Here is a 24,161-nt window from a genome sequence, read left to right as displayed (position 1 = left end):
GCGCACGACAACGGCGAGGAGGCTCCGATGCGCTTCGCGACCCACGTCCTGGTCCTGCAGCTCGCCACGGTGTCGGCCGCCGTGCTGGTCTGCGCCGGGCTCGTCACCGCGCTCAGCGTGCAGCAGCTGCGCGGCGAGGCGGAGGGGACGGCGCTCGCCATCGCCCGCACCGTCGCCGAGGACCCCGACGTGCGCGACGCGGTCGCCGCGTCCTCCGCCGTGCCCGGCGCCCCCGCCGCCTCGGAGCTGCGCGGCGGACCGCTCGAGGACGTCGCCGCCGCCGTCGAGCAGCGCACCGGAGCGCTCTTCGTCGTGATCACCGACGACCAGGGCATCCGCCTCGCCCACCCCGACGAGGACCGCCTCGGCGAGCGGGTCTCGACCAGCCCCGACGAGGCGCTCGCCGGGCGCGAGAGCGTCTCGTGGGGCACCGGCACGCTGGGCGAGTCGGCACGGGCCAAGGTACCGGTGTTCGCCGCGGGGGAGCAGCGGGTCGTCGGCGAGGTCAGCATCGGCTTCGCGCGCTCCAGCGTCTTCACCGACCTGCCGACCGCGCTGCTCGGCGTCCTCGCCGCGGCGCTCGCCGGGCTGGTGCTCGCCGCCGTCGCGTCCGTCTTCATCCGCCGCCGCCTGCTGCGCCTGACGCTCGGCCTCGCCCCGGAGGAGCTGACCTCGCTCGTGCAGGACCAGGCCGCCGTGCTCGACGGGGTCGACGAGGGAGTGCTCGCACTCGATCGCGACGGGCGTGTCGGCGTCTGCAATGCGCGGGCCGCCGCGATCCTCGGCTCCGACGACCCGACCGGCCGGGCGCTGCACGGGCGGCCGCTCGTGGAGCTCGACCTGCCCGTTCCGCTGGCCGACGCGATCGGCGCCGCCCTGCACTCCGTCGAGCCGCCCCGCCCCGGAGGCGAGGAGGGCTTCGTCGTCCGCTCCCGCATCGTCTACGTCGACATCCGCCGGGTGACCCGCGGCGACCGCGACCTGGGCGTGGTGGTGGTGCTGCGCGACCGCACCGACCTCGCTGCGCTCAGCCGGCGGCTCGACGCGGTCGGCGCGATGACCAACGCACTCCGAGTGCAGCGGCACGAGTTCGCCAACCGCCTGCACGTGGTCGCGGGCCTGCTGGACGCGGGGCGGACGGCGTCGGCGCGCGACTACCTCGACGAGGTCCTGACCCGCGGCCCGCTCAAGTACCCGGTGCAGCACGCCGACCGGCTGCAGGAGCCGTACCTGCAGGCGCTCGTCGGGGCGAAGGGGATCGAGGCGGCCGAGCGCGGCGTGCTGCTGACCCTCGGCGAGGAGACGCTGGTGCGCGGCACCGTCGTCGAGCCGGAGGACGTCGCCACGGTGGTCGGGAACCTGGTCGACAACGCGGTGCGCGCGGCGGTCGAGGGGCGGCGCGATGTGCGCTTCGTGGAGGTCGAGCTGCTCGACGACGGCGACGCGCTCTTCGTGACGGTCGCCGACTCCGGCGACGGAGTGCTCGATCCGGACTCGCTGTTCGACCGGGCCGGCGCGGGCGACCCCGTCGAGGACGACGGGCGCGTGCACGGCCGCGGCTTCGGACTGCCGCTGTGCCGCGAGGTGGCGGCCCGGCGGGGCGGCGAGGTCTGGCTGGCGGACGCCGGCGGAGCGGAGTCGGGGGCCGTGCTGTGCGCGCGCCTCCCCGGAGCGGTGCGGCCGCCGGAGCAGGACGGGGACGGGTCATGAGCGCGGACACGGCGCGGGAGCGCACGGTGCTGGTGGTGGACGACGACTTCCGGGTCGCGCAGCTGCACGCGGACCTGGTCGAGGCGCGGCAGGGGCTGACGGCCCTTCCTCCGGTGCACACGGCGCGCGCGGCGCGGGCGGCCGTCGCCGAGCACGCGCCCGATCTGCTCCTGCTCGACGTGCACCTGCCGGACCAGAGCGGGATCGCGCTGCTCCGCGAGCTCGATACCGACGCGTTCGTCGTGAGCGCCGCCTCCGACGGGGCGACGGTGCGGCGCGCGCTGCACGCGGGAGCGCTCGGGTACCTCATCAAGCCGTTCGAGGCGCGCCTGCTCGGCGAGCGCCTCGACGCGTACGTGCGGTTCCGGAACGTGCTGCGGGAGGACCGAGCGGCCGATCAGGAGGCGGTGGAGCGCGCGCTGCGCATCCTGCACTCCGGCGACGCGACCGCCGCACAGCCCTCGCGCTCGGCGACCGAGCAGCTCGTCCTGGCGCGCCTGTCCGAGTCGGACGCCGAGCTGTCGGCCCTCGAGGTGGCCGAGCGCGCCGGCATCTCGCGCGCCACCGCCCAGCGCTACCTCTCGGGCCTCGCGGGCCGCGGCCTCGTCGAGATGACCCTCAGCTACGGCACCACCGGCCGCCCGGAGCACCGCTACCGCGCCCGCTGACCGGACGGGGCGGGAGCGAGCTCCCTCTTCAAGCCGAACAGGCGATCCGCGTGTCAGCGGATCGTCGTAGGCGGTCGCGCCCCGCTCTCGGGGACGCGGCCGCCTCTGAGGGCCGACTGCGGTGCGCCGCTCCGCGGCGCACGAGACGGTTCAGTGCGTGGCGTCGACGTCCGCGCCCGCGGCCTCGGCCACGCGGCGGCGCTCGGCGGCCTCGGCGGCCATGCGGCGGCCCTTGGGGCTGACGAGGGAGGCGATCACGGTGATCACCAGGACGCCGACGATGACCGAGAGCGACAGTCCGGTGCCGATCTCGAAGACCTCCACGTGCTCGCCGTTGTTGATGAACGGCAGGTTGTTCTCGTGGAGCGCGTGCAGGATCAGCTTCACGCCGATGAAGGCGAGGATCGCGGCGAGGCCGATGCTGAGGTAGACGAGGCGGTCGAGCAGGCCGTCGATGAGGAAGTACAGCTGGCGCAGGCCCAGCAGCGAGAACGCGGTCGCCGTGAAGACGAGGTACACGTCGCTGGTGAGGCCGAAGATCGCCGGCACGCTGTCGAGGGCGAACAGGATGTCCGTTCCGCCGATCGCCGCCATGACGAGGATCATCGGCGTGAGGACCTTCTTGCCGTCGATGTGCGTGTAGAACTTGTCGCCGTCGTACTGGTCGCTCGTCTTGAAGATCCGCTTGGCCAGGCGCACCATCACGTTGTCGCCGGCGTGGTCGTCGCCCGGCTTGACCAGGTTGAACGCGGTCAGCAGCAGGATCAGGCCGAAGATGTAGAACACCCAGGCGAACGAGTTGATCAGCGCGGCGCCGAGGAAGATGAAGCCGGTGCGGGCGATCAGCGCGAAGACGATGCCGAAGAGGAGCACCTTCTGCTGGTCGGCGCGGGGCACCTTGAAGCTCGCCATGATGATGAGGAAGACGAACAGGTTGTCGACCGAGAGGGCCTTCTCGGTGATGTACCCCGCGAAGTACTCCGATCCGGGCGTCGCTCCGCCGAAGACGAGGACGCCGAGCCCGAAGAGCACGGCGATGCCGACGTAGAGCGCCGACCAGATCGACGACTCCTTCAGCGTGGGCTCGTGGGCCTTCCGGACGTGGAAGAAGAAGTCGAAGAGCAGGAGCAGGACGATGAAGACGATCGTCAGGGTCCAGATCAGGGGCGATACGGTCATGAAGGGGCTGGCCTCGCTCGAGAAGGGGGTCGGGGGACGGTCGCAGGGGGTCGCCCGTCAAGGGAAAAGGTAGCGAGGCCCCGCGACGAGCAGGGCGCCCGCCGATGGATCGTGAGTATCTTCTCAGTTCTCAGCGCGTCCCTCGCGCCCAGCGGCCGGAGCGCCACACTGGTCACCATGACCGGCGCCGCTGTCGACAGGACCTTCCAGGACGCCTCCGGCGTCGTCATCCACTACCGCTGGTGGCCGCACCCCTCGCCCCGCGCGATCGTGCAGCTCGCCCACGGGGTCGGCGAGCACTCGGGGCGCTACGTCGAGCTGGCGGAGGCGCTGGTCGCCGCCGGGTACGCGGTCGCGGCGGACGACCACCGCGGGCACGGCCGGACCGGCCTCGAGCAGCACGGCGGCGACTCCTCCAGGCTCGGACTGCTGGGGCCGGGCGGCCTGCGCGCGACCGAGGCGGCGATCCTCCGGCTGACGGAGCTGCTCGCGGAGGAGAGCCCCGGCGTGCCGATCGTGCTGCTCGGCCACTCCTGGGGGTCGCTCATGGCGCAGCGGATCGTCGACCACCACTCCGGCGCCTATGCCGCGCTCGTGCTGAGCGGCACGGCCTACCGCCTCCCCGGGCACATGAACGCGGGCGACCTGGCGAAGCGGCACCGCGTCGCCGGCGGCCTCGGCCTCGAGTGGCTCTCCCGCGACCCGGAGGTCTGGCAGCGGTTCCACGACGACCCCCTCACCTTCACCACGCCGCTCGCGAAGCGGATCGGGCTGGTCGAGACCCTGCGGCTGGTCGGCCGCCCGAAGCGCGGGCCCGAGCATCCGCTGCCCCTGCTGCTGGTCGTGGGCGCCGACGACACCCTCGGCGGCGAGCGGTCGGTGCGCGCGCTCGCCCAGGCCTACCGGCGTCGGGCGGGATACACGGACGTCTCGGTGCGGGTGTACCCGGAGGCGCGGCACGAGCTGTTCCAGGAGCTCAACCGGGCCGAGGTCACGGCCGATCTCGTGGAGTGGCTGGGCGAGCGCTTCCCCGCCCCGGCTCGCGCCTAGGCTGGCGTCATGCATGGCGAGTACAAGGTCCCCGGCGGAAAGCTCGTGGTCGTCGACCTCGACGTGGTCGACGGGAGGTTCGCCGGGTTCCGCCTGGCGGGCGACTTCTTCCTCGAGCCCGACACGGCCCTCGACGACATCGATCGCGCGGTCGTGGGCCTCCCGGCCGAGACGGACGCGAAGTCCATCGCCGCCGCCATCCGGCAGGCGCTCCCGGCCGACGCGGTCCTGCTCGGCTTCACGCCCGAGGCCGTCGCGGTCGCGATCCGCCGCTCGCTGCAGAAGGCGACCAGCTGGCGCGACTACGACTGGCGCATCGTGCACGACCGGGCCGTCCCTCCCGCGACCCACCTGGCGCTCGACGAGGTGCTGACCGCCGCGGTCGGCGAGGGCCGCCGGGAGCCGACGCTGCGGATCTGGGAGTGGGACCAGCCCGCCGTCGTCATCGGCAGCTTCCAGTCGCTCCGCAACGAGGTCGACCTCGACAACGCGGCGAAGTACGGCGTCGACGTGGTCCGCCGCATCTCGGGCGGCGGCGCGATGTTCATGGAGGCGGGCAGCGTCGTCACGTACTCGCTCTACGTCCCCGGCGACCTCGTGCAGGGGCTGACCTTCGCCGACTCCTACGCCTTCCTCGACGAGTGGGCCGTCAGCGCGCTGCAGTCGCTCGGGATCGACGCGGTCTACCAGCCGCTCAACGACATCACCTCGCCCTCGGGCAAGATCGGCGGCGCTGCGCAGAAGCGCCTCGGCTCCGGCGCCGTCCTCCACCACGTGACCATGAGCTACGACATCGACGCCGAGAAGATGGTGCAGGTGCTGCGGATCGGCCGCGAGAAGCTCTCGGACAAGGGCATCGCCTCCGCCGTGAAGCGCGTCGACCCGCTGCGCAGCCAGACCGGGCTGAGCCGCGCCGAGATCATCGAGCGGATGAAGGCGACCTTCGTGCAGCTGCACGGCGGCGAAGCGGGGACGCTGACCGAGGAGGAGTACGCGGCGGCGGAGGAGCTGGTGCGGACGAAGTACTCGACTCCGGAGTGGCTGCGGCGCGTCCCCTGACCGGCGGGTCCGGGGCTGCGCCCGGCGGCCGGACCGACGGGCTCCCTCAGCTCGCGAGGAGCTCCTGGTAGTCCGGGTGCTCGGCGATGAACTCGGCGACGACCGGGCAGGCCGGGACCACGCGCCCGCCGAAGCGCTCGTGCGCGTCGTCGAGAGCCGCCTCGACGAGGGTCTCGCCGAGGCCCTCGTGGCGGTGCTAGGGCGCGATCTCGGTGTGGAGGAAGACCACGTCGCGGCCGCGGACGGCGTAGTCCGCGACTCCGACGGTCTCGCCGTCGAGCCAGAGCGTGTAGCGGGACGAGTCCTCGTCGTGACGCACCTCGGAGATCATCGCGCCACTCTACGCCGGAGCCTCCGCGGCACCCGTCGAGCGCGGGTGCGAGGCGCGGAGCGTGTCGCCGGGCTCGCGCGCACTGGCACAATTGCCGGGTGCCCAGGACGATCCAGATCGCGGACGGCGTCCCGGAGTCGCGGAGCGCGGTGTTCCACGCCGACAACCTCGAGGTCCTGCCGCAGCTGGCCGACGGGGCCTTCACCGTCGTCTACCTCGATCCGCCGTTCAACACCGGCCGGGCGCAGGTGCGCACCTCGACCACCTCCGTGCGCTCCACGACGGGCACGATCGCCGGCTTCAAGGGGCGCAGCTACGAGCGGATCCGCGGCGACCTCCTCCGCTACGACGACCGCTTCGACGACTACTGGTCGTTCCTCGAGCCGAGGCTGGCCGAGGCGTGGCGGCTGCTCGCCGACGACGGGACCCTCTACCTCCACCTCGACTACCGCGAGGCGCACTACGCGAAGGTCCTGCTCGACGCGCTCTTCGGCCGCGAGTGCTTCCTCAACGAGATCATCTGGGCGTACGACTACGGAGCGAAGGCCACGCGCCGCTGGCCGACCAAGCACGACACGATCCTCGTCTACGTGAAGGACCCGCGCGGCTACCACTTCGATTCCGCCGCCGTGGACCGCGAGCCGTACATGGCCCCGGGCCTGGTGACTCCCGAGAAGGCCGAGCGCGGCAAGCGGCCGACCGACGTGTGGTGGCACACGATCGTCTCGCCGACCGGCCGCGAGAAGACCGGGTACCCGACGCAGAAGCCGGAGGGGATCCTCCGCCGCATCGTGCAGGCGTCCAGCCGCGAGGGCGACGCCGTCCTCGACTTCTTCGCCGGCTCCGGCACGACCGGCGCCGTCGCGCACGCCCTCGGTCGCCGCTTCGTCCTCGTCGACGAGCACGCCGACGCGGTCGCCGTGATGCGCCGCCGCTTCGCCGCCCTCGACCCGGCGCCGCTCTTCCTCTGACCCGGGCGCGGTGGCGTGGGCGGGCCGTGCCGCATGCGCCGACCCGTCCGCGGCCCACGCGCTCTGCTCGGCGACTCTCACTGTCCAGAAGTCGTCGCACTCGAGGTCGATCGCTCCCACTGTCCAGAAGTTGTCGCACTCGACGCCGATCGCTCCCACTGTCCAGGAGTTGTCGCACTCGACGCCGAGTGCGACAACTCCTGGACAGTCGTGATGCGGGGGACGCCTCCCCAAGGGCGGGATCGGCGGACCGTCCACAGAATGCGGACAGCGGGAGTCGGACGAGGATCACGGACCGCCAGAATCACGGCATGTCCATCACCGACCTCGGGGCCTTCACCCGGCGAGCCGCACTCCGCGCCGGGGTGTCGGACGCCCAGCTGCGCACTCCCGCCCTGGCCAGCCCCTTCCACGGAGTGCGCACCCGGGTGGCGCCGGTCACGCACCTGGAGCGAGCCGCCGCCTACCTGCCCCGGCTGAGGCCCTGGCAGCTCTTCTCCCACCTGACCGCGGCCGAAGCCTGGGGAGTGCCGCTCCCGGCGCGACCCGGAGAGGACGATCCGATCCACGTGGCGGCGACGACGCCGCACCGGCCCCCCAGGACCCGGGGTGTGATCGGCCACACCCTCACGGAGACGGACCGGGTCGAGCGGCACGGCCTGCCGGTGACGGGAGCGGCGTCGACGTGGATCGCGCTCGCGCCTCTGGTCGCCGCCCGAGACCTCCTCGCGGCGACGGACCACCTCCTGTTCGAGCCGCGCTACCCGCGCGGGGACGACCCGCGTCCCCATGTCCGGCTTCAGGAGCTGCAGGACCGCCTGGCCTCTCATCGGGGTCGGGGCCGACGCGGCCTGGCTGCGGCGCTGCGGCTGGCATCGACGGGAGCAGCCTCGCGGAGGGAGACCTGGCTCCGGGCCCTCGTCGAGGAGGCGGGACTGCCCGCGCCCGCCGTGAACGCCGAGATCAGGATCGGCGGTCGGCTGCTCGCCGTCGGCGACCTGGTCTTCGAGCGGTGGAAGGTGGTGGCGGAGTACGACGGCGGCCAGCACCGGACGGACGACGCGCAGTTCTCGCGCGACCGTGAACGGCTCCTGGCCCTTCACCTCGCGGGCTGGATCGTCGTGGTCGTCCGCGCAGAGGGTCTGACCCGGGGCCGAGCGCAGACGGTCGCCGAGCTCCGTGCCGCTCTCGAAGCCCACGGCTGGCGGCCGTGACCGCCCCCGACTCCGGAGCCGCTCGAGCACTCGGAGCCAGCCGACTGTCCGAGAGTTGTCGCGCTCGGCGTCGACTGCGACGACTCCTGGACGGTCGCGGGCCCGGTTCAGCGGCTGGCGCTCGTCCGGCTGTCCAAGAGTTGTCGCGCTCGGCGTCGACTGCGACGACTCCTGGACACTCGCGGGCCCGGTTCAGCGGCTGGCGCTCGTCCGGCTGTCCAAGAGTTGTCGCGCTCGGCGTCGACTGCGACAACTCCTGGACAGTCGCGGGCCCGGTTCAGCGGCTGGCGCTCGTCCGGCTGTCCAAGAGTTGTCGCGCTCGGCGTCGACTGCGACAACTCCTGGACAGTCGCGGGTCGAGGTCAGCTGCTGGCGCGGACGACCAGCGACGTCGGCATCAGCGTGCGGTGCTCCACGGGGAGCCCCTCGATGCGCGCGGTCAGCAGCTCCACCATGCGCGCGCCGAGCTCGTCGGGGAGCTGGCGCACCGTGGTCAGCGCGGGCACGGCGTTCCGCGCGAAGAGGTCGTCGTCGAAGCCCACGACCGAGACGTCCTCGGGGATCCGCCGACCGGCCTCGCGGAGGGCCGCGTAGGCGCCGACCGCCATCTGGTCGTTCGCGGCGAAGACGCCGTCCAGGTCGGGATCGCGGTCGAGGAGGCGGCGCATCGCGTCGGTGCCGCTGGCCGGCGAGAAGTCGCCCCACTCGACGAGGTCGTCGGCGAGGCCGGCGTCGGTGAGGGCGCCCCGCCAGCCGATCAGGCGGTCGACGCCCGGCGGCATGTCGGCGGGTCCCGCGATGGTCGCGATCCGGCGCCGGCCGCGCTCGATGAGGTGCGCGGTGGCGACGGCCGCCCCCTCCGTGTTGTCCACGTCCACGAAGTAGGAGCCGCGCTCGTCGGGCGAGAGCGGCCGGCCGCCGAAGACGATCGGCAGCGTGCCCGAGAGCGCCGCGTAGGAGTGGTCGCCCGAGTGGTGCGAGACCACGAGCGCCCCGTCGACGTTCCCGCCGAGCAGGTACCGCCGCGTCTTCTCGCCGTCCGTCTCGGACGCGATCAGCATCGAGAGCGTGTAGTCCGTGTCGGCCAGGCGCATCGCGGCGCCCTGCACGATCGAGGCGAAGAACGGATCCGCGAACACGCGGGCGGTCGACTCCGGCACGATCAGGGCGATCGACTGCGTGCGCCGCGATGCGAGCATCCGCGCCGCGTGGTTGGGCACGTAGTCGAGCTCACCGATCGCCTTCTCGACGGCGGCCACGATCTCAGCCGCCACCTGCGGGGCGCCGTTGACCACCCGCGAGACCGTCGCGCGCGAGACTCCGGCCCGCGCCGCGACCATCTCGAGGGTGGGGGAGCGGCCACCGCCGCGGACGCCCGTCGGCTCGCTCACGGGTCAGTCCAGGATAGCCGCGGCGCTGCCGCCGAGCAGTCGGGAGTAGACCAGGCCCGAGTCCTTCACGGTCCGCTCCTGCGTGTCGTAGTCGACGCGCACGATGCCGAACCGCTTCTCGTAGCCCCAGGCCCACTCGTAGTTGTCGAGGAGGGACCAGACGAAGTAACCGCGGACGTCGGCGCCCTGGTCGATGGCGTCGGCGACCTTCTCGACGTGGTCGAGCACGTACTGCGTGCGGTCCGCGTCGTGCACGCGGCCGTCCTCGACGACGTCGTCGTAGGCGGCGCCGTTCTCCGTCACGTAGAGCGGAGGGAGGTTCTCGTACTCCAGGCCCAGGCGGGTCAGCAGGTAGCGCAGCCCGTCGGGGTTCACCTCCCAGTCCATCGCGGTGCGCGGCAGCCCGCGCGACGGGAAGGTGATGAACTCGGAGCCGACCCAGGGCGAGCCGACCTCGCGGTCGGTCGCCTGAGCGAAGTCGTCCGCTCCGGCCGGCAGCGGATGGGCCGAGACGTTGTCGTCGTGGTAGTGGTTCACGCCGAGGAAGTCGAGCGGGAGCGAGATGAGGTCGAGGTCGCCGTCGACGATCAGCTCGTCGAGGCCGAGCCCGGCGACGTCCTCGAGCAGGTCCTCGGGGTACTCGCCGCGCAGCAGCGGGTCGAGGAAGATGCGGTTCTGGAGCGCGTCGAAGCGGCGTGCGGCGTCGAGGTCGGCCTCGTCCTCGGGGTCGTCGGGGACGGCGTTCGAGAGGTTGAGCGTGATGCCCAGGTTCTGCGCGCCGAGCTGCCGGAGCGTCGAGACGGCCAGACCGTGCGCGAGGTGGGTGTGGTGCACGGCGGCGAGGGCCTTCTGCTGCGAGATCACTCCGGGGGCGTGCACGCCCGCGCCGTAGGAGAGCAGGGTCGAGCAGAACGGCTCGTTGAACGTCGTCCAGTGCTGCACCCGGTCGCCGAGGCTCTCGTAGACGGCCTCGGCGTAGTCCCGGAAGCGCTCGGCGGTGTCGCGGTTCGCCCAGCCGCCGGTCTCCTCGACGGCCTGCGGGAGGTCCCAGTGGTAGAGGGTGAGCCACGGCAGCACGCCGGCGCCGAGCAGCTCGTCGACCAGGCGGGAGTAGAAGTCGAGGCCCTCGGGGTTCACTGCGCGATCGCCCGGCTTGACGCGCGCCCAGCTGACCGAGAAGCGGTAGGAGCCGAGCCCCAGCTCCTTCATCAGCTGCACGTCCGCGGGCATCCGGTGGTAGTGGTCCACCGCGACCTCGGGGGTGTCGCCCTTCGCGACCGCACCGGCGACGCGGGAGAACGCGTCCCAGATGCTGTCCTCCTTGCCGCCCTCGTGGCCGGCGCCCTCGATCTGAGCGGCGGCGGTCGCGGATCCCCAGAGGAAGCCGGCGGGCCAGTCGCGGACGGCGAGCCGGTCGGCGCGGGCGATCTGCTCCGAGAGGCTCGGGGTCGCGGGGGAGGGGGTGGGGGGGGCGCTCATTGCGGACTCCTTCGGCAGCGGTCCGACCATCCTAGAGCCCCGGTGGAGCGCTCTCTCGTCCCGGAACGCGGGACATCGCACCGCGGACGACCGCGAGGCGCCGCCTCCCCGTCCGGACACCGCGGTGAGGGCGGTGTCCGGGCGGCGGAGGCGGCGCCTCGGAGGAGAGGAGCGGAGCGCAGGACGCGGCCGGCCGGCGCTTCCCGATCAGGCCCGGTGGGCGCCGTGCCCGTCGCGGGGAGGGGCGGTGCGGATCGAGTCCGTCCGGACGTCCGGCTCGATGCTGCCCGCGGCCAGGTCGGCCCCGGCGCGCGCGGCGAGCTGCGGGTCCGTGCGGCGCAGCTCCTCCGCGCTGTCCTCGGCCGCGAGGTCGTGCGCCTCCTGCATGGCCGACTTCGCCCGCAGCGGCGGGGTCTTGAGGAACCACGAGAGCACGAAGGCCAGCAGGACCACGCCCAGCGCGACCTGGAACACGGTCACGGTCGCGTCGTTGAACCCGGTCAGGAACGGAGCCGACAGGGCGCGGTCCGCGGTGTTCAGGAAGGAGGTGTCCCCGTCGAGCGCGGAGCCGATCGCGGCGGTGTCCTGCGACTGCAGCAGCTTCAGGATCCCGGCGTTGGCCGGGTCCGCGGCGACGGCCGGATCGGTGGCGGCCCGCTGCAGATCCGCCGCGAGCGCCGGGTTCTTGAAGGCCGCGGCGATGGTGTCGGGGATGCGGCTGAACAGCACCGAGAAGATCACGGCGGTGCCCAGGGTGCCGCCGATCTGGCGGAAGAACGTGGAGGCGCTGGTCGCGACTCCCATGTTCGCCACGTCGACCGAGTTCTGCGACGCCAGGGTGAGGGTCTGCATCATCTGGCCGAGCCCGAGGCCCAGCATCAGCATCCCGCCCATCATGAAGATCACCGGCTTGTCGATCGTCACGAAGGTGAAGTAGAAGAACGCGGCCGACATCAGGAAGGTTCCGACGATCGGGAAGGCGCGGTAGCGGCCCGTGCGCGAGATGATCTGACCCGAGACGATCGAGGCGATCATCAGGCCGAGGATCATCGGCAGCATGAGGAAGCCGGACTCGGTCGGCGTGGCGCCGTTCACCAGCTGCAGGTACAGCGGGATCGCCATCATGCCGCCGAACATGCCGAAGCCGACCAGGACGCCCAGCACGGTCGCCATCGAGAAGGTCGGCGAGCGGAAGAGCTTGAGGGGGATCAGCGCGTCGTCGCCCATCATCCGCTCGGCCGCGATGAAGCCGATGATGCCCAGCGCGCCGACGATGTAGCAGACCCACGCGATCGGCGAGCCCCAGCCCCACTCGCGGCCCTGCTCCGCGATCAGCAGCAGCGGGCCCGCGGCGATGACGACGAGGGAGGCGCCCCACCAGTCGATCCGCACCGAGCGCTTGCCGGCGGGCTTGGGCAGGTGCAGGAAGCGCACGACGATGAAGAGCGCGACGGCGCCGATCGGGAGGTTGATCAGGAAGACCCAGCGCCAGCCGGTGATGAAGAGGATCTCGGGGGTGCCGGCGAGCAGGCCGCCGATGAGCGGTCCGACGACGCTCGAGATCCCGAAGACGGCCAGGAAGTAGCCCTGGTACTTCGCGCGCTCGCGCGGGGGCAGGATGTCGCCCATCACCGTGAGCGCGAGCGACATGAGTCCGCCGGCGCCGAGGCCCTGCACGGCGCGGAAGCCCGCGAGGCCGAGCATCGAGGTCGAGAAGCCGGCGAGCGTCGAGCCGATCAGGAACAGCACGATCGCGATCAGGTAGAGCGGGCGGCGTCCGAAGATGTCGGAGAGCTTGCCGTAGATCGGCGTCGCGATCGTCGAGACGATCAGGTAGGCGGTGGTCACCCACGCCTGCTGCGAGAGGCCGTCGAGGTCGTCAGCGATGGTGCGCATCGAGGTGCCGACGATGGTCTGGTCGAGCGAGGAGAGGAACATCCCCGCCATCAGGCCGAAGATGACGAACAGGATCTGCCGGTGCGACATCACGGCGCCGGACGGCGTCGAGGTCGGAGCGGATGGAGCGGAGGCGGAGTCGGCCACGGTGGTCCCCTTGTCTGGCGGACGCGTCCAGGCACGGCGATCCGCCGCAAACGTTGCGTGCTGCGCAAAGTTACACCGCGTGCGGAGAGCGCGACAGAGAGTCCGGCGAGCCTGAACGGGATCTCAGGGCCGCCGGTGCCGAGGCCGCGCCTCAGGCCGGAGCGGGGACCGCCTCGTCCGCCCAGCCGGCCTCGCGGAGCGCTGCGCGCGCCTCGGCTCGGGCCGAGTACGGGGTGCGCACGCCGAGGATGTCGCGGTAGTTCTGATGTCCGGGGCCGGCCCAGAGGATGGCGTCGCCCTCGTGCGCCAGGGAGACGGCGACGCGGATGGCGCGCTTGGGGTCGTCGACCTCGTGGATCTCGGCGTCCGGACGCGCGGCGCGGGCGGCGTCGACGAGGGTGCGCCGGATCGAGGCCGGTTCCTCGAAGCGCGGGTGGTGGTCGGTGACGACCAGCACGTCGCTGCCCAGGACGGCCGCCTCGGCCATCGCCGGGCGCTTGAGCGCGTCCCGGTCGCCGTCGGCGCCGAACACCATGACCACGCGGCCGGGGGTGACCTCGCGGACGGCCTCGAGGGTGCGGGCGAAGGCGTCGGCGCTGTGGCCGAAGTCGACGTACACCGTGGGGCCGCGGTCGCCCGAGACGCGCTCGGTGCGGCCGGGGAGGGAGGCGTCCACTCCGCCGTCGCGGTGCAGCGCGGCGCGGATCTCGCCGATCGGCCGGCCGGACTCGATCAGCATCACGATCGCCAGCCCGGCGTTGGCCGCCATGTGGATGCCGATGATCGGGACGGAGGTCGTGATGGCACGGCCCTCGCGGTTCCCGACCCGGAAGCGGGTGCGGCCGAACTCCTGCTCCAGCACCGTCACGGTCCAGTCGGCGTCGACGCCCGGGAGGGAGGTGATCGTGGTGACCGGCACCCCGGCGACCTCGACGAGGCGCGCGCCGGCGGGGGAGTCGAGCGAGACGACGGCCCGGCGCGCGCGATCGGGCTGGAACAGCTGCGCCTTTTCGCCGAAGTAGGTGTCCATGTCGCCGTAGTCGTCGAGGTGGTCGTGGCTGAGGTTCGTGAAGCCGGCGACGTCGAACACCACGCCGTCGACGCGGTGGCGGGTGAGGGCCTGGGCGCTGACCTCGATCGCGGCGGCGCCGACGCCCTCCTCCTCCATGCGGGCGACGAGCGCGTGCAGCTCCGTCGCCTCCGGGGTGGTCAGTCCGCTGGTCACCGAGGTGTCGCCGATGTGGCGCTCCGCGGTCGAGCTGAGGCCGGGCACGACGCCGAGCTGGCGGAGGATCCCCTCGAGCATGTGGACGGTCGATGTCTTGCCGTTGGTGCCGGTCACGCCCAGGAGCACCGGGGAGCGCTCGGCCGTCCCGTAGACGGCGGCGGCGACGGCGCCCAGGCGGGAGCGGGGATCGTCGACCACGAGGACGGGCAGACCGGTCGCGCGTGCGGCGTCGGCGCCCGCGGTGTCGGTCAGCACGGCGGAGGCGCCGCGGGTCGCGGCCTGCTCGACGAACTCGGCTCCGTGGCGGTTGACCCCGGGCAGGGCGATGAAGAGGTCGCCGGGCTCGACGTCGGAGGCGATCAGCGTCACTCCGCTGATCTCGGCCGTCAGGCCGCCCTCGTCCGCGATCTCGAGCGTCCGCGCGAGAGCGGCGAGAGGGACGGAGGGTGCGGTGAGGGGTCGGAGCATGGGGTCCTTCCGTCGACGGCTCCGTGGGGGGCCGTGCGGCCGAGGGGGCGGTCGCACGCGGAGTCGTGGCTGTCACTCAAGCTAGGGGGTCTGCTTATGTGAATCCTTAGAGGATATGCGCGACCCGCGTGGAGGGGCACGGGTGGACAGATCCGATCACGAGTGGTTCAGCAGATGCGCAGCAACGGGCCTGTCTAGGCTCGGAGGATGACGTCGAACGAGAACGAGCCGACCGATCGGCGCCCCGTCCGCCGCCGCGCCCTGGTCATCGGGGGTGTGGCCGCCGCGGCGGGGCTGACCGCGCTGGGGGTCGGAGCCGCCATCGGGAACGGTGCGCCGGCGCCCTCGCCGGCCCCGCCCGCTCCGTCGCCCTCCGCCGCCGCGACCACGGCGGCGCCCACGGCGGAGCCGACCGCCACGCCCGCTCCTACTCCCACTCCCACTCCCACCGCCGCCGGGATCGACCTCACCGCGCAGTCCGTCGACGACCCGGCGAGCACCTGGGTCGTCGTCAACAAGCTGCGGACGCTCGCGCCGGTCGACTACGTCCCCGCCGACCTGACCTTCCCCGACGTGCCCTACGTCAACCGGCAGCCGATGCGCCAGGCCACCGCGGACGCCCTGGTCCCGCTCTTCGCCGCCGCCCGCTCCGAGGCCGGCCTCTCGCTGGCGGTGCAGAGCGCCTACCGCTCCTACGACACCCAGGTCAGCGTCTACGCGGGCTGGGTGTCCTCGCGCGGACAGGCGGGAGCGGACGCGACGAGTGCCCGCCCGGGGCACAGCGAGCACCAGACCGGCTGGGCTGTCGACGTGGTGGGAGCCTCGGGCGCGTGCGCGCTCGAGATCTGCTGGGGCGACACTCCGGAGGGGCAGTGGGTCGGCGCCAACGCCCACCGCTTCGGATTCCTCGTGCGCTACAAGCCCGACACCACCCCGATCACGGGGTACGAGTCGGAGCCGTACCACCTGCGGTACGTCGGCATTCAGCTCTCCGGCTACCTGCACGACTCCGGCATCGAGACGCTCGAGCGCGCCTTCGGCCTTCCGGATGCGCCCGATTACGCTCCGGGAACCACTTCCTAGCCCGTCTAGCGATCACAGACGGACACGATCGGGCGTGACACGCGCCGCTCGTTACCGTACTGTTATTCGGAGCGCTTTCGGAGGCCCGTCCAACGGGTCTCCCACCCCTGCCTGGTGACATAGCCGCTTCCCCTGCTCCCCAGCCCGGTCCCCCGCCGAGCCGCCGACCCGTGAGACCTCTCTGTGCCCCCTCGCTCCATCCGCTCCACCCTGCCCGCCGACCACCCCGCGACTCCCGCGCCGACCCCCGACGCTCCGCTGACCCGTCGCGAGGCCCGCGAGCGCGAGGGCCGCGTCCGGCCCGCCGGTCCCGCCGCCGCCCCCGTGCGGCCCTCGGCTCCCGCCCCGGTGCACCCCGCCCCGGAGGGGTCGTTCTCGTCCCGCCGCGACCGCCGCGAAGCGGAGGGGCACCGGCTCCGCACCGCGCCCGCCCGCCGCGGAGCCTCCTTCTTCCGTCCGTCCCCGCGCACGCTGGCGCTCGCCGTCTCCGGCGGGCTCGTCGTCGTGGCCGTCGCGTCGAGCCTGAGCCTCACCGTCGGCACCGGCTCCTCGGCCGAGTCGGCCACCGCGACGCCGTCCGCCACCCCGACCTCGACCAGCGTCGCCGTGCTCCCTGCGACCACCGCCTCCGCCCGGGTCGTCCTCAGCTCCGTCTCCACCACCTCCGGCACCGTCGCCGGCGGCACGAGCGTGACGCTCGAGGGGTCGAACCTGGACTCGGTCGCCACCGTCCGCTTCGGCGAGGCCGAGGGCAGCGTCGCCGTCGACAACCCCGACCAGATCACGGTCACCGCGCCTCCCGCCGACGGAGAGGCCGCGGGCGAGGTCCCGGTCGCCTTCTTCGACGCCGACGGACAGGCCATCACGTTCGACGCCGTCACCGACTCCGCCGCGGCGGTCACCGTCGACGGGGCCCCGGCCGACACGGTGCAGCCGGCCGTCGACACGTCGGGCACCGCGGGGGGCACGACGGCCGAGGCCTCGACCGACCTCGCCGCCCCGACCGCGACCGCCACTCCCAGCCCCGCCGCGACCGGCGTGCTCGCCAGCACCAAGGTCGTCGCCTCGGCGATCACCTTCGCCTACACGCCCGACCCGGCGATCGAGGCGGCGAAGGCCCAGGCCGCGCTGGACGCGAGCCGCCTGGCCTCGCAGCTCGACTACCTCTCCACCTACTGGAACGACTACAACTCGGCCCAGTACGGCGTGATCTCGGGCAACGACTGCGTCAACTTCACCTCGCAGTCGCTGATCGCCCGCGGGTGGGAGATGGACGGCGAGTGGAGCTACTCCTCCTCCGGCGGCTACAGCTCCGCCTGGGCGTCGTCGACAGCGTTCAACGCCTACCTCGCCGCGCACCCCGAGCGCGCGACGGCGATCTCCGACTCCGAGCGGAGCCGCGTGAAGCCGGGCGACATCGTCCAGTTCGACTGGGACGGCTCGGGCGACTGGGACCACACGGGAGTCGTCACCAGCGTCGACGGCGACAGGATCCTCTACTCCTCGCACACCGCCGACAACCACGACCAGAGCATCGACGCGGCCTCCGCCGGCCGGATCATGTTCTGGGGCGTCTGACGCTCCACGCACGACGACGGGGCCGCCACCGCTGATGCGATGACGGCCCCGTCGGGGTCGTGGTCCGGTCAGTTCTTGAAGACGTCCTTGACGTCCTCGCCGACCTTCTTGGTGTGGGCCTTCGTCTGGTCGGCCTGGCCCTCGGCCTCGAGGCGCTCGTTGTCCGTCAGCTTGCCGACGGCCTCCTTGGCCTTGCCGACCAGGTTCTCGGCTGCGTTGCGGATCTTGTCGTCTGCACCCATGAGGGGCTCCTTCTGTTCGGTGTGACCATCCGCCGGCGGGTGCCGGGGAAGCTGCGGGACCGGGATCAGGCGACCCGGTCCTCCTTGGAGAAGCCGGCTCGGGCGCTCGAGGCGACCTCGAGCAGGACCGGCAGGCGGGCGCCGAGCAGGGCGTCGAGCGCCTCGACCTCCTGGTGCACGGCGTCGACCACGGTGCGGGGCGAGACGCCGCCGCGGGGGAGGACGCGCACCTTCAGCGCCGTCTCGGAGCCGTGGCGGTAGGCCGCGACCGTGACGTCGAGGAGCTCCGTCCGCCCGGCGAGAGCCGTCTCGAGGACGTCCTCCGCGAAGCCGGTCGCGATCTCGATCCCTCCGGCGGGCGTGCCCTCGGCCTCGTCGCGGAGAACGGTGCCGGTGCGGCCGTGACCGTGCGCGAAGGCCATCATCAGCGCGAGGACGATGCCGAGGAGGCAGATCCCGACGACGGCGTAGAGCGGCCAGAGGACGGCGGCATCGCTCCAGGCGGTGCCCTCCTCGGGGGAGAGGCGCGACACCAGGGCCGCGCCCTCGCCGTCGGCGAAGGAGAGGACGGAGTCGCGGACCGGCTGCGAGACGGCGATCAGGACGGCACCGGCGCTGACCAGGGCGAGCACCAGGCCCACGACGAGCAGGACGAGCCGGTTGACGAAGCGGTTGCTCGTGGTCATCAGATCCTCCCGGAGGTCGAGACTCGGACGGTGGAGCGCGGGGCGGGCTTCGCGCCGATGCGGGCGAGCTCCTCGTCGACAGCGCTCTGCACGGCGTCGCGGTCGACCGCGATGCCGGAGGCGGGGGTCACCTCGACCAGTGCGGTCCGCCGGCCGAGCGAGGCGCGGGTGTCCTCACGGCGGGAGTGGGCGGCCGAGCGGGCGGCGCGGGCCAGGGAGGAGGCGATCACGCCGTCGTCCACGACCACGGCGAGGCGGTCGTCGTCCACGGTGTGGCGGGCCCGGGCCCCGGGCGCCAGGGCGAGCACCAGCAGGACGAGGGCGAGGACTCCCGCGCCGACGGCCACGCCGATGAGGGCGGGGTTCGCCAGCGACGCGACTCCGACGATCGCGCCCAGCAGGGCGGACGGTGCGGCGAGCAGCGGCGCGGCGCCGAGGATCGCGAGCACCGCCTCCGTGCCGACGTAGGCCGCGACCAGGGCGATGAGCACCAGGACCACGATCTGCGCGGCGGAGCGCGACTTGTGGGTCTCGCGGCGGAGGTAGCGGCTGTAGCGGGTGTCGGGCGCCGACGGTGCGGGGCTCATGCGACTCTCCTCGTGCTTCGGGTGCGGGTGCCCGTGACCCGGATGTCGATCCGGCTGACGGTGCGCCCGGTCAGCGCCTCCATGCGGGAGGCGATGCGGGTGCGGTCGCCGTGCAGGCGCTCGAGCAGGGAGCCGCCGGCCGGGGAGGTGCCCGGCTCGACGACGACCGGCGCGGTCACCGCGAGGGCGAGGCCGCCCCGGTCGTCGGAGAGGCGGACGCGGATCGCGGAGACCTCCACGCCCAGCTCTTCGTGGACGATCGCCACGGCGGCGCGCTCGATGGAGCGGACGGTGATGGTGACGGTGCCCGCCACCGGCGATGCGGGACGCGTGTCGAGAGCGGTCACGGTGGGCTCCTAGCGGGAGGTGGTGCGGCCGCGGAACACGTCCACGAGGCTGCGCACGTCGAGGGTGCCGTCGGCGATGCGGGCGATCACGACGCCGACGGCCATGAAGAGGGCCGTGAGGACGAAGCCCCAGAAGCCGAACATCAGAGCCGCGAAGGCGAGGATCGCGCCGACCACGACACCGAGGACGGTGCTGCGGCCGCCGGGGGCGGTGGGCGCGGGGCGCTGGAAGTCGCTCATCGGACGCGGCTCTCGGCAGCGTCGTCGTCGTCGGTCTTGTCGTCGCCCGGGATGTGCACGTCGACGATCGCGACGTTGATCTCGGAGGCCTCCATGCCGATGAGCTCGGTGATGGCCTCGGAGACGGCGGCGCGGACGGAGTCGGCGACCTTCTGCATCGGCACGGGGTACTCGACGACGATGGTGACGTCGGCCGCGACCTGCGTCTCGCCGACCTCGACGCTCACGCCCTGGGCGTGGTCGGCACCGCCGACGACCTGGCGGATCGCGCCGAAGGCACGGGCGGCGTTGTTGCCGAGCGCGAAGACGCCGGGCACCTGGCGGGCCGCGATGCCGGCGACCTTGGCCACGACGCTGTCGTCGATGACCGTGGTGCCCTGGGCGGTGCCGGAGGTCCGCGAGCCGCCGAGACTCGTGACCGTGTCGACGGGGGTCTTGTCGACGCGGGTGGTGGAGGGGGTGCGCGTGGTGTCGCTCATGAGGTCTCCTGGACGTCTCATCGGCTGCCGTTGCTGAGCAGACCGGGGTCGAAGGCCCGGCGGAAATCCGGTCGGGCTGTGCTTTCATGTGTGAGACGGAGCCCGGACGGCGTTCGTCACGGTGCTCGGGGGACTTTTTCCTGAGCGTCACCTGAGAGTCGGCCCGAGGCCGCGTGAGCGGAGAGGGAGGAGGCGCCGTGCCCGGACTGGAAGCGGCGAGCGACGCGCTGCTCGCCGAGCGCTCCGCCGAGGGCGACGTGCGCGCCTTCGAGGTGCTCGTCAAGCGGCACCAGTCGATCCTCCGCGCCTACGCCTGGCGGCTGACGGGCTCGCAGGCGGACGCCTCCGACGCCGTGCAGAACGCGCTGATCACGGTCTGGGCGCAGCTCCCGCAGCTCAAGGAGCCGGCGAGCGTGCGCAGCTGGATGATGCGGATCGTCAGCCGCTCCAGCGTCGACCTGCTGCGCCAGCGCCGCCCGACCGACGACGTCGACGCCGTGGAGCATCCGGCGTCCCGAGAGCCCGGCCCGTTCGAGGCCGCCGAGCAGAGCGACGCCATGCGGGCTCTCGCGCACGCCCTGTCCGAGCTGCCGGAGTCGCAGCGGCAGTGCTGGGTGCTGCGCGAGGTCGGCGGGGAGTCGTACAACGAGATCGCCGATCACCTCGGTCTCACAGTGACCGCCGTGCGGGGCAAGCTCGCTCGCGCGCGCGAGTCGCTGGTCGTGGCGATGGAGGACTGGCGATGAGGGAGCAGACGCGATGAACGCGGACCAGGGTCCGGGCGACGGGCCGGAGCGCGCGGGGGAGCACGACGTCGTGCTGCCGACCGCGCTCGAGCAGGAGGCGGACGCGACGGAGCAGGAGGGCGACGGCATCGGCATCGACGAGCTGAGCGACTACCTCGACCGCGGGCGCACGCCGTACGACCCCGCCATCGAGGAGTCGCCGGAGCACCGGCGGACTCTGCGCGCCCTCGAGCGCGTGCGCGCCCTCTCCGGCGCGCTCATCGACGACGACGCCGCGCGTCTGCCGGCACCCGAGGAGAGCTGGTTCGGCTCGATCCTCACCCAGGTGCGCCGCGAGTCGCGGGCCGGACGCGACATCCCGCTGGCGAGCGTCCAGCCCGACGTGGCGCTCACGATCACCGAGGGAGCGGTCCGCGGACTCGTGCGCGAGGCGGGCGACAGCGTCGCCGGCGTGCTGGTCGGCCGATGCCGCCTGGTCGGCGACGTCGCCGAGCCGGGCGCGGAGATCGTGGTGGAGCTGACGATCTCGGTCTTCTGGGGGGTCCCGATCGCCGAGGCGGCCCAGCAGGTGCGCGAGCGCGTGCACTCGCGGCTGCTGACCCAGACCGAGCTGCGGGTGTCGAGGATCGACGTCCGGGTGGAGGACGTCTACGTCCCCGGGACGGAGGAGTCGTGAGCGGCCTCGAGCCGGCGGCCCCGGTCGATCCGGTGTCCGCGCTCGCCGCGGAGCTGCGCGCTCTGGACGGCGTCGCGACCCTGATGCCGGCCAGGCCCGAGGTGCGCGACGTGCTCGCCCACGCGGCGACGGCTCTGAGCGCGACCGGGATCGTGGTCGAGCCGCTGGGCACTGCGAGCGGCGGCACGTTCGCCGATCCGGTCCTGGTCCGCGTCGTGGGGGACGAGGTGTCCGTGGCCGTCGACCTCTGCGTGACCGCGGAGGCGTCCGCGCCGGACGTGGCGCGCGCGATCGGAGCCGCGGTGCACGAGTGGTGCATCCGGGTGCATCCGGAGCTGCGGCCGCGCGTGACCGTCCGGGTCGCGGCGATCGACTAGCCGGGCCGACCGGCGGGCGCCGGCTGCTCGCACGCCGGGGCACCCTTGTCGCGAGGTGCCGAGCGGAGCCGGGACCGGGCGCTGCGGTGCTTCCTTCCTCCGGAGTGCGCCTGCCGAGCGGAGCGACGGGTTCGTGAACCGCCCGACGTCCCGTCCCGCGCAGTCTCCGCTGAGGGACCCTCCGCTCAGGCGCGCTCGGCGAGGAACGCGTCCGTCTCGGCCGCGGTCGGCGCGGACACCGCCGCTCCGGCACGGGTGACCGAGATCGCCGCAGCCGCACTCGCCCAGCGGGTGAGGGCGACCAGCCGCTCCGGGTCGTCGAGCCGTGCTCCGGTGGCGGCGAGCCGGGCCGAGAAGGCACCGCAGAAGGTGTCGCCGGCGCCGGTGGTGTCCACGGCCTCCACCCGGAAGGCCGGGGTGCGCACCGGCTCGCGGTCGCGGACCGCCACGACGACGCCGTCCGAGCCGAGGGTGACCAGCACGAGCGGCACCAGCGCGGTGAGGGCCGCGGCGAGCGCATCGTCGTCGGCGGCGGTGATGCCGCGATCGGCGGCGAGCTCGCGGGCCTCGTGCTCGTTGACGATCAGCACGTCGAGCACCGCGAGGAGCTCCTCCGGCAGCGGGCCGATCGGCGCGGCGTTCAGGATCGACACCGTGCCGCCGGCGCGCGCGGCACGGGCCGCCTCCGTCACTGTCGCGGTCGGGATCTCGAGCTGCAGGAGCAGGGCGTCGGCCGCCGCCACCAGGGCCGACTCCTCGGCGGTCAGCTCGACCAGGGCGGCGTTCGCTCCGGAGTCGACGACGATCGCGTTCTCGCCGCGCTCGTCCACGGTGATCTGCGCGGTGCCGGTGCGGACGTCGCCGCGGCGGGCGCGCAGGTCCAGCGGCTCCTCGCCGAGGACCGCGGCGAGCCGGTCTCCCGCCTCGTCGCGGCCGAGGCTCGTGACGAAGACGGCGCCGGGCTCGGTCCGTGCGGCCGCGACGGCCTGGTTGAGGCCCTTGCCGCCCGGGAAGGTGCTCGCGTCGAGGGCGAGCACCGTCTCTCCGGGAGCGGGAATCCGGGCGACCCGGTGGACGTGGTCGAGGTTGGCGCTTCCGAGGACGAGGAGGGGCATGCCCTCGACGGTAGAGCACGCGCAAGGGGGTCCGCCGCGGGCTCGGCCGCACCTACGGTGGAGGCATGGAAACTCGAACCCTCGGACGCACCGGCGCCCCCGTCTCCGTCGTCGGCCTCGGAACCTGGCAGCTCGGTGCCGACTGGGGGGACGTCGCCGAGACCGACGCCCTCGCCGTGCTCGACGCCGCGGTGGAGTCGGGGGTCACCCTCTTCGACACCGCCGACGTCTACGGCGACGGCCGCAGCGAGCGCACCATCGGCGCCTACCGCGCGGCGCACCCCGACGCGCAGGTCTTCGTCGCCACCAAGATGGGCCGCCGCGCGGAGCAGATCCCCGCGAACTACGTGCTCGACAACTTCCGCGCCTGGACCGACCGCTCGCGCGCCAACCTCGGCGTCGACACCCTCGACCTGGTGCAGCTGCACTGCCCGCCCACCTCCGTCTACTCCGACGACGCGGTCTACGACGCCCTCGACACCCTCGTCGCCGAGGGCGCGATCGCGGCCTACGGAGTCTCGGTCGAGCGCACGGAGGAGGCGCTGACCGCCATCGCCCGCCCGAACGTCGCGAGCGTCCAGATCATCCTGAACGCGTTCCGCCTCAAGCCGCTCGACGAGGTGCTGCCCGCCGCCCGCGAGGCCGGTGTCGGCATCCTCGCGCGCGTCCCGCTCGCCTCGGGCCTGCTCAGCGGCCGGTACACGACCGAGACCGTGTTCGCGCCGGAGGACCACCGCAGCTACAACCGCGACGGCTCCGCCTTCGACGTCGGCGAGACCTTCTCGGGCGTCGACTTCGCGACCGGCGTGGAGGCCGCACAGGAGTTCTCCCGCCTCGCCGACGACCACGGCCTCGCCCCCGCGGCGGCCGCGCTCGCCTGGATCATCCAGCAGGAGGGCGTCACCTCGGTGATCCCCGGCGCCCGCTCGCCCGAGCAGGCCCGCGCCAACGCGGCCGCCGCGTCCGCCGCGCCCCTCGGCCCCGCCTTCATGGAGGCCGTGAACGCCCTCTACGACACCCACTTCCGCCCCACCGTCCACCCGCGCTGGTAGCCCGCGCGCTTCTCGCCGCGCTGAGTCGCCCGAGAAGGCTCGTTCTCCGCCCCGAGAACGAGCCTTCTCGGGCGGGTCGATCCACGGCTGTGGAGAGAGCGAGCGGGGGAGCGGGCGACCCGCCAGCATGGGCGGGTGATGGACGAGGTGTTCCGAGTGGCG

25 protein-coding genes and 1 pseudogene are annotated in these 24,161 nt (G+C 73.1%); 12 read left to right on the top strand and 14 right to left on the bottom strand.

Annotated features, from left to right (window positions below; all coding sequences use genetic code 11):
* Window positions 1-27: 27 nt before the first annotated feature.
* The gene (locus GSU45_RS13020) at window positions 28-1,710 is read left to right on the top strand and encodes a sensor histidine kinase (protein ID WP_159915478.1); all 1,683 of its coding nucleotides are present in this window, start codon (window positions 28-30) and stop codon (window positions 1,708-1,710) included.
* A complete protein-coding gene (locus tag GSU45_RS13015) occupies window positions 1,707-2,378 on the top strand; it encodes a response regulator (RefSeq protein WP_159915476.1) in 672 nt (223 codons plus the stop codon). The genes GSU45_RS13020 and GSU45_RS13015 overlap by 4 nt, the downstream gene beginning before the upstream one ends.
* A gap of 150 nt (window positions 2,379-2,528) precedes the next feature.
* Here the strand turns inward: GSU45_RS13015 and GSU45_RS13010 are convergent, their stop codons facing one another.
* Window positions 2,529-3,557 carry a TerC family protein gene (locus GSU45_RS13010; protein WP_159915474.1) on the bottom strand — a complete coding sequence of 343 codons (1,029 nt, stop codon included), beginning with the start codon at window positions 3,555-3,557 and terminating at the stop codon, window positions 2,529-2,531.
* Between the two features lie 177 nt (window positions 3,558-3,734).
* Between GSU45_RS13010 and GSU45_RS13005 the strand changes: the two genes are divergently transcribed.
* Window positions 3,735-4,607: an alpha/beta fold hydrolase gene (locus tag GSU45_RS13005; protein ID WP_104233159.1), complete on the top strand. Its 873-nt coding sequence runs from the start codon at window positions 3,735-3,737 to the stop codon at window positions 4,605-4,607.
* Window positions 4,608-4,616: 9 nt separating this feature from the next.
* Window positions 4,617-5,666 (top strand): biotin/lipoate A/B protein ligase family protein, encoded by a 1,050-nt coding sequence (locus GSU45_RS13000; RefSeq protein ID WP_104225162.1) that lies wholly within the window; start codon window positions 4,617-4,619, stop codon window positions 5,664-5,666.
* Between the two features lie 46 nt (window positions 5,667-5,712).
* Here GSU45_RS13000 and GSU45_RS17405 read toward each other — a convergent pair.
* Window positions 5,713-5,847: pseudogene (locus GSU45_RS17405) on the bottom strand (N-acetyltransferase); the annotation flags it as partial.
* A 15-nt stretch (window positions 5,848-5,862) separates the two neighbouring features.
* Entirely contained in the window at window positions 5,863-5,997 is a 135-nt protein-coding gene (locus GSU45_RS17280) for an N-acetyltransferase (protein WP_244248114.1), read from the bottom strand.
* 98 nt (window positions 5,998-6,095) lie between these two features.
* Between GSU45_RS17280 and GSU45_RS12990 the strand changes: the two genes are divergently transcribed.
* Window positions 6,096-6,968, top strand: a complete 873-nt coding sequence (locus tag GSU45_RS12990; RefSeq protein WP_104225160.1) for a site-specific DNA-methyltransferase — start codon at window positions 6,096-6,098, stop codon at window positions 6,966-6,968.
* A 311-nt stretch (window positions 6,969-7,279) separates the two neighbouring features.
* Window positions 7,280-8,182 (top strand): hypothetical protein, encoded by a 903-nt coding sequence (locus GSU45_RS12985; protein ID WP_159915472.1) that lies wholly within the window; start codon window positions 7,280-7,282, stop codon window positions 8,180-8,182.
* 362 nt (window positions 8,183-8,544) lie between these two features.
* Here GSU45_RS12985 and GSU45_RS12980 read toward each other — a convergent pair whose 3' ends face one another.
* The 4 genes from GSU45_RS12980 to GSU45_RS12965 form a co-directional block, all read right to left on the bottom strand.
* Window positions 8,545-9,522 carry a LacI family DNA-binding transcriptional regulator gene (locus GSU45_RS12980; protein WP_104329579.1) on the bottom strand — a complete coding sequence of 326 codons (978 nt, stop codon included), beginning with the start codon at window positions 9,520-9,522 and terminating at the stop codon, window positions 8,545-8,547.
* 54 nt (window positions 9,523-9,576) lie between these two features.
* Window positions 9,577-11,052: a GH1 family beta-glucosidase gene (locus tag GSU45_RS12975; protein ID WP_159915470.1), complete on the bottom strand. Its 1,476-nt coding sequence runs from the start codon at window positions 11,050-11,052 to the stop codon at window positions 9,577-9,579.
* Window positions 11,053-11,259: 207 nt separating this feature from the next.
* The gene (locus GSU45_RS12970; RefSeq protein WP_104337658.1) at window positions 11,260-13,038 is read right to left on the bottom strand and encodes an MDR family MFS transporter; all 1,779 of its coding nucleotides are present in this window, start codon (window positions 13,036-13,038) and stop codon (window positions 11,260-11,262) included.
* A 208-nt stretch (window positions 13,039-13,246) separates the two neighbouring features.
* Window positions 13,247-14,791 (bottom strand): UDP-N-acetylmuramoyl-L-alanyl-D-glutamate--2,6-diaminopimelate ligase, encoded by a 1,545-nt coding sequence (locus GSU45_RS12965; RefSeq protein ID WP_159915469.1) that lies wholly within the window; start codon window positions 14,789-14,791, stop codon window positions 13,247-13,249.
* Between the two features lie 207 nt (window positions 14,792-14,998).
* Here GSU45_RS12965 and GSU45_RS12960 point away from each other — a divergent pair, with 207 nt between their 5' ends.
* Window positions 14,999-15,874 carry a M15 family metallopeptidase gene (locus GSU45_RS12960; RefSeq protein WP_159915468.1) on the top strand — a complete coding sequence of 292 codons (876 nt, stop codon included), beginning with the start codon at window positions 14,999-15,001 and terminating at the stop codon, window positions 15,872-15,874.
* Between the two features lie 183 nt (window positions 15,875-16,057).
* A complete protein-coding gene (locus GSU45_RS17400) occupies window positions 16,058-17,452 on the top strand; it encodes an amidase domain-containing protein (RefSeq protein ID WP_159915467.1) in 1,395 nt (464 codons plus the stop codon).
* Between the two features lie 68 nt (window positions 17,453-17,520).
* Here the strand turns inward: GSU45_RS17400 and GSU45_RS12950 are convergent, their stop codons facing one another.
* From GSU45_RS12950 to GSU45_RS12925, 6 genes are all read right to left on the bottom strand, one after another.
* On the bottom strand, window positions 17,521-17,694 hold the full coding sequence (locus GSU45_RS12950) for a CsbD family protein (RefSeq protein ID WP_082480972.1): 174 nt from the start codon (window positions 17,692-17,694) through the stop codon (window positions 17,521-17,523).
* Between the two features lie 65 nt (window positions 17,695-17,759).
* The gene (locus tag GSU45_RS12945) at window positions 17,760-18,380 is read right to left on the bottom strand and encodes a hypothetical protein (protein WP_159915466.1); all 621 of its coding nucleotides are present in this window, start codon (window positions 18,378-18,380) and stop codon (window positions 17,760-17,762) included.
* Window positions 18,380-18,967 (bottom strand): DUF6286 domain-containing protein, encoded by a 588-nt coding sequence (locus GSU45_RS12940; protein ID WP_159915465.1) that lies wholly within the window; start codon window positions 18,965-18,967, stop codon window positions 18,380-18,382. The genes GSU45_RS12945 and GSU45_RS12940 overlap by 1 nt, the downstream gene beginning before the upstream one ends.
* Complete coding sequence (locus GSU45_RS12935) at window positions 18,964-19,314, bottom strand: hypothetical protein (protein WP_159915464.1); 351 nt, start codon at window positions 19,312-19,314, stop codon at window positions 18,964-18,966. The genes GSU45_RS12940 and GSU45_RS12935 overlap by 4 nt, the downstream gene beginning before the upstream one ends.
* A 9-nt stretch (window positions 19,315-19,323) precedes the next feature.
* Window positions 19,324-19,554, bottom strand: coding sequence for a DUF2273 domain-containing protein (locus tag GSU45_RS12930; RefSeq protein WP_159915463.1), 231 nt, complete (start codon window positions 19,552-19,554; stop codon window positions 19,324-19,326).
* Complete coding sequence (locus GSU45_RS12925) at window positions 19,551-20,033, bottom strand: Asp23/Gls24 family envelope stress response protein (RefSeq protein WP_159915462.1); 483 nt, start codon at window positions 20,031-20,033, stop codon at window positions 19,551-19,553. Before GSU45_RS12925 ends, GSU45_RS12930 begins: the two co-directional genes overlap by 4 nt.
* 197 nt (window positions 20,034-20,230) lie before the next feature.
* Here GSU45_RS12925 and GSU45_RS12920 point away from each other — a divergent pair, with 197 nt between their 5' ends.
* From GSU45_RS12920 to GSU45_RS12910, 3 genes are read left to right on the top strand one after another with little or no spacing between them, the layout of a single operon-like run.
* A complete protein-coding gene (locus tag GSU45_RS12920; RefSeq protein WP_159915461.1) occupies window positions 20,231-20,779 on the top strand; it encodes a sigma-70 family RNA polymerase sigma factor in 549 nt (182 codons plus the stop codon).
* Window positions 20,780-20,792: 13 nt separating this feature from the next.
* The gene (locus tag GSU45_RS12915; protein ID WP_159915460.1) at window positions 20,793-21,455 is read left to right on the top strand and encodes an Asp23/Gls24 family envelope stress response protein; all 663 of its coding nucleotides are present in this window, start codon (window positions 20,793-20,795) and stop codon (window positions 21,453-21,455) included.
* Window positions 21,452-21,832, top strand: a complete 381-nt coding sequence (locus GSU45_RS12910) for a hypothetical protein (RefSeq protein ID WP_159915459.1) — start codon at window positions 21,452-21,454, stop codon at window positions 21,830-21,832. Before GSU45_RS12915 ends, GSU45_RS12910 begins: the two co-directional genes overlap by 4 nt.
* 185 nt (window positions 21,833-22,017) lie before the next feature.
* Here the strand turns inward: GSU45_RS12910 and GSU45_RS12905 are convergent, their stop codons facing one another.
* Window positions 22,018-22,947 carry a ribokinase gene (locus tag GSU45_RS12905; protein WP_159915458.1) on the bottom strand — a complete coding sequence of 310 codons (930 nt, stop codon included), beginning with the start codon at window positions 22,945-22,947 and terminating at the stop codon, window positions 22,018-22,020.
* Window positions 22,948-23,012: 65 nt separating this feature from the next.
* Between GSU45_RS12905 and GSU45_RS12900 the strand changes: the two genes are divergently transcribed.
* Complete coding sequence (locus tag GSU45_RS12900; protein WP_159915457.1) at window positions 23,013-23,999, top strand: aldo/keto reductase; 987 nt, start codon at window positions 23,013-23,015, stop codon at window positions 23,997-23,999.
* Window positions 24,000-24,161 lie beyond the last annotated feature (162 nt).

It is taken from the genome of Rathayibacter sp. VKM Ac-2801, from assembly GCF_009834245.1.
Classification (GTDB): Bacteria; Actinomycetota; Actinomycetes; order Actinomycetales; family Microbacteriaceae; genus Rathayibacter.
This window is presented reverse-complemented; position numbering and strand designations above follow the sequence as displayed.

Excerpts from the sequence above, each read along its gene's own strand:
- GSU45_RS13020 (WP_159915478.1), top strand. The coding sequence starts at position 28 with ATGCGCTTCGCGACCCACGTCCTGGTCCTGCAGCTCGCCACGGTGTCG.
- GSU45_RS13015 (WP_159915476.1), top strand. The coding sequence starts at position 1,707 with ATGAGCGCGGACACGGCGCGGGAGCGCACGGTGCTGGTGGTGGACGAC.
- GSU45_RS13010 (WP_159915474.1), bottom strand. The coding sequence starts at position 3,557 with ATGACCGTATCGCCCCTGATCTGGACCCTGACGATCGTCTTCATCGTC.
- GSU45_RS13005 (WP_104233159.1), top strand. The coding sequence starts at position 3,735 with ATGACCGGCGCCGCTGTCGACAGGACCTTCCAGGACGCCTCCGGCGTC.
- GSU45_RS13000 (WP_104225162.1), top strand. The coding sequence starts at position 4,617 with ATGCATGGCGAGTACAAGGTCCCCGGCGGAAAGCTCGTGGTCGTCGAC.
- GSU45_RS17280 (WP_244248114.1), bottom strand. The coding sequence starts at position 5,997 with ATGATCTCCGAGGTGCGTCACGACGAGGACTCGTCCCGCTACACGCTC.
- GSU45_RS12985 (WP_159915472.1), top strand. The coding sequence starts at position 7,280 with ATGTCCATCACCGACCTCGGGGCCTTCACCCGGCGAGCCGCACTCCGC.
- GSU45_RS12980 (WP_104329579.1), bottom strand. The coding sequence starts at position 9,522 with ATGGTCGCGGCGCGGGCCGGAGTCTCGCGCGCGACGGTCTCGCGGGTG.
- GSU45_RS12975 (WP_159915470.1), bottom strand. The coding sequence starts at position 11,052 with ATGAGCGCCCCCCCCACCCCCTCCCCCGCGACCCCGAGCCTCTCGGAG.
- GSU45_RS12970 (WP_104337658.1), bottom strand. The coding sequence starts at position 13,038 with ATGTCGCACCGGCAGATCCTGTTCGTCATCTTCGGCCTGATGGCGGGG.
- GSU45_RS12965 (WP_159915469.1), bottom strand. The coding sequence starts at position 14,791 with ATGCTCCGACCCCTCACCGCACCCTCCGTCCCTCTCGCCGCTCTCGCG.
- GSU45_RS12960 (WP_159915468.1), top strand. The coding sequence starts at position 14,999 with ATGACGTCGAACGAGAACGAGCCGACCGATCGGCGCCCCGTCCGCCGC.
- GSU45_RS12950 (WP_082480972.1), bottom strand. The coding sequence starts at position 17,694 with ATGGGTGCAGACGACAAGATCCGCAACGCAGCCGAGAACCTGGTCGGC.
- GSU45_RS12945 (WP_159915466.1), bottom strand. The coding sequence starts at position 18,380 with ATGACCACGAGCAACCGCTTCGTCAACCGGCTCGTCCTGCTCGTCGTG.
- GSU45_RS12940 (WP_159915465.1), bottom strand. The coding sequence starts at position 18,967 with ATGAGCCCCGCACCGTCGGCGCCCGACACCCGCTACAGCCGCTACCTC.
- GSU45_RS12930 (WP_159915463.1), bottom strand. The coding sequence starts at position 19,554 with ATGAGCGACTTCCAGCGCCCCGCGCCCACCGCCCCCGGCGGCCGCAGC.
- GSU45_RS12925 (WP_159915462.1), bottom strand. The coding sequence starts at position 20,033 with ATGAGCGACACCACGCGCACCCCCTCCACCACCCGCGTCGACAAGACC.
- GSU45_RS12915 (WP_159915460.1), top strand. The coding sequence starts at position 20,793 with ATGAACGCGGACCAGGGTCCGGGCGACGGGCCGGAGCGCGCGGGGGAG.
- GSU45_RS12905 (WP_159915458.1), bottom strand. The coding sequence starts at position 22,947 with ATGCCCCTCCTCGTCCTCGGAAGCGCCAACCTCGACCACGTCCACCGG.
- GSU45_RS12900 (WP_159915457.1), top strand. The coding sequence starts at position 23,013 with ATGGAAACTCGAACCCTCGGACGCACCGGCGCCCCCGTCTCCGTCGTC.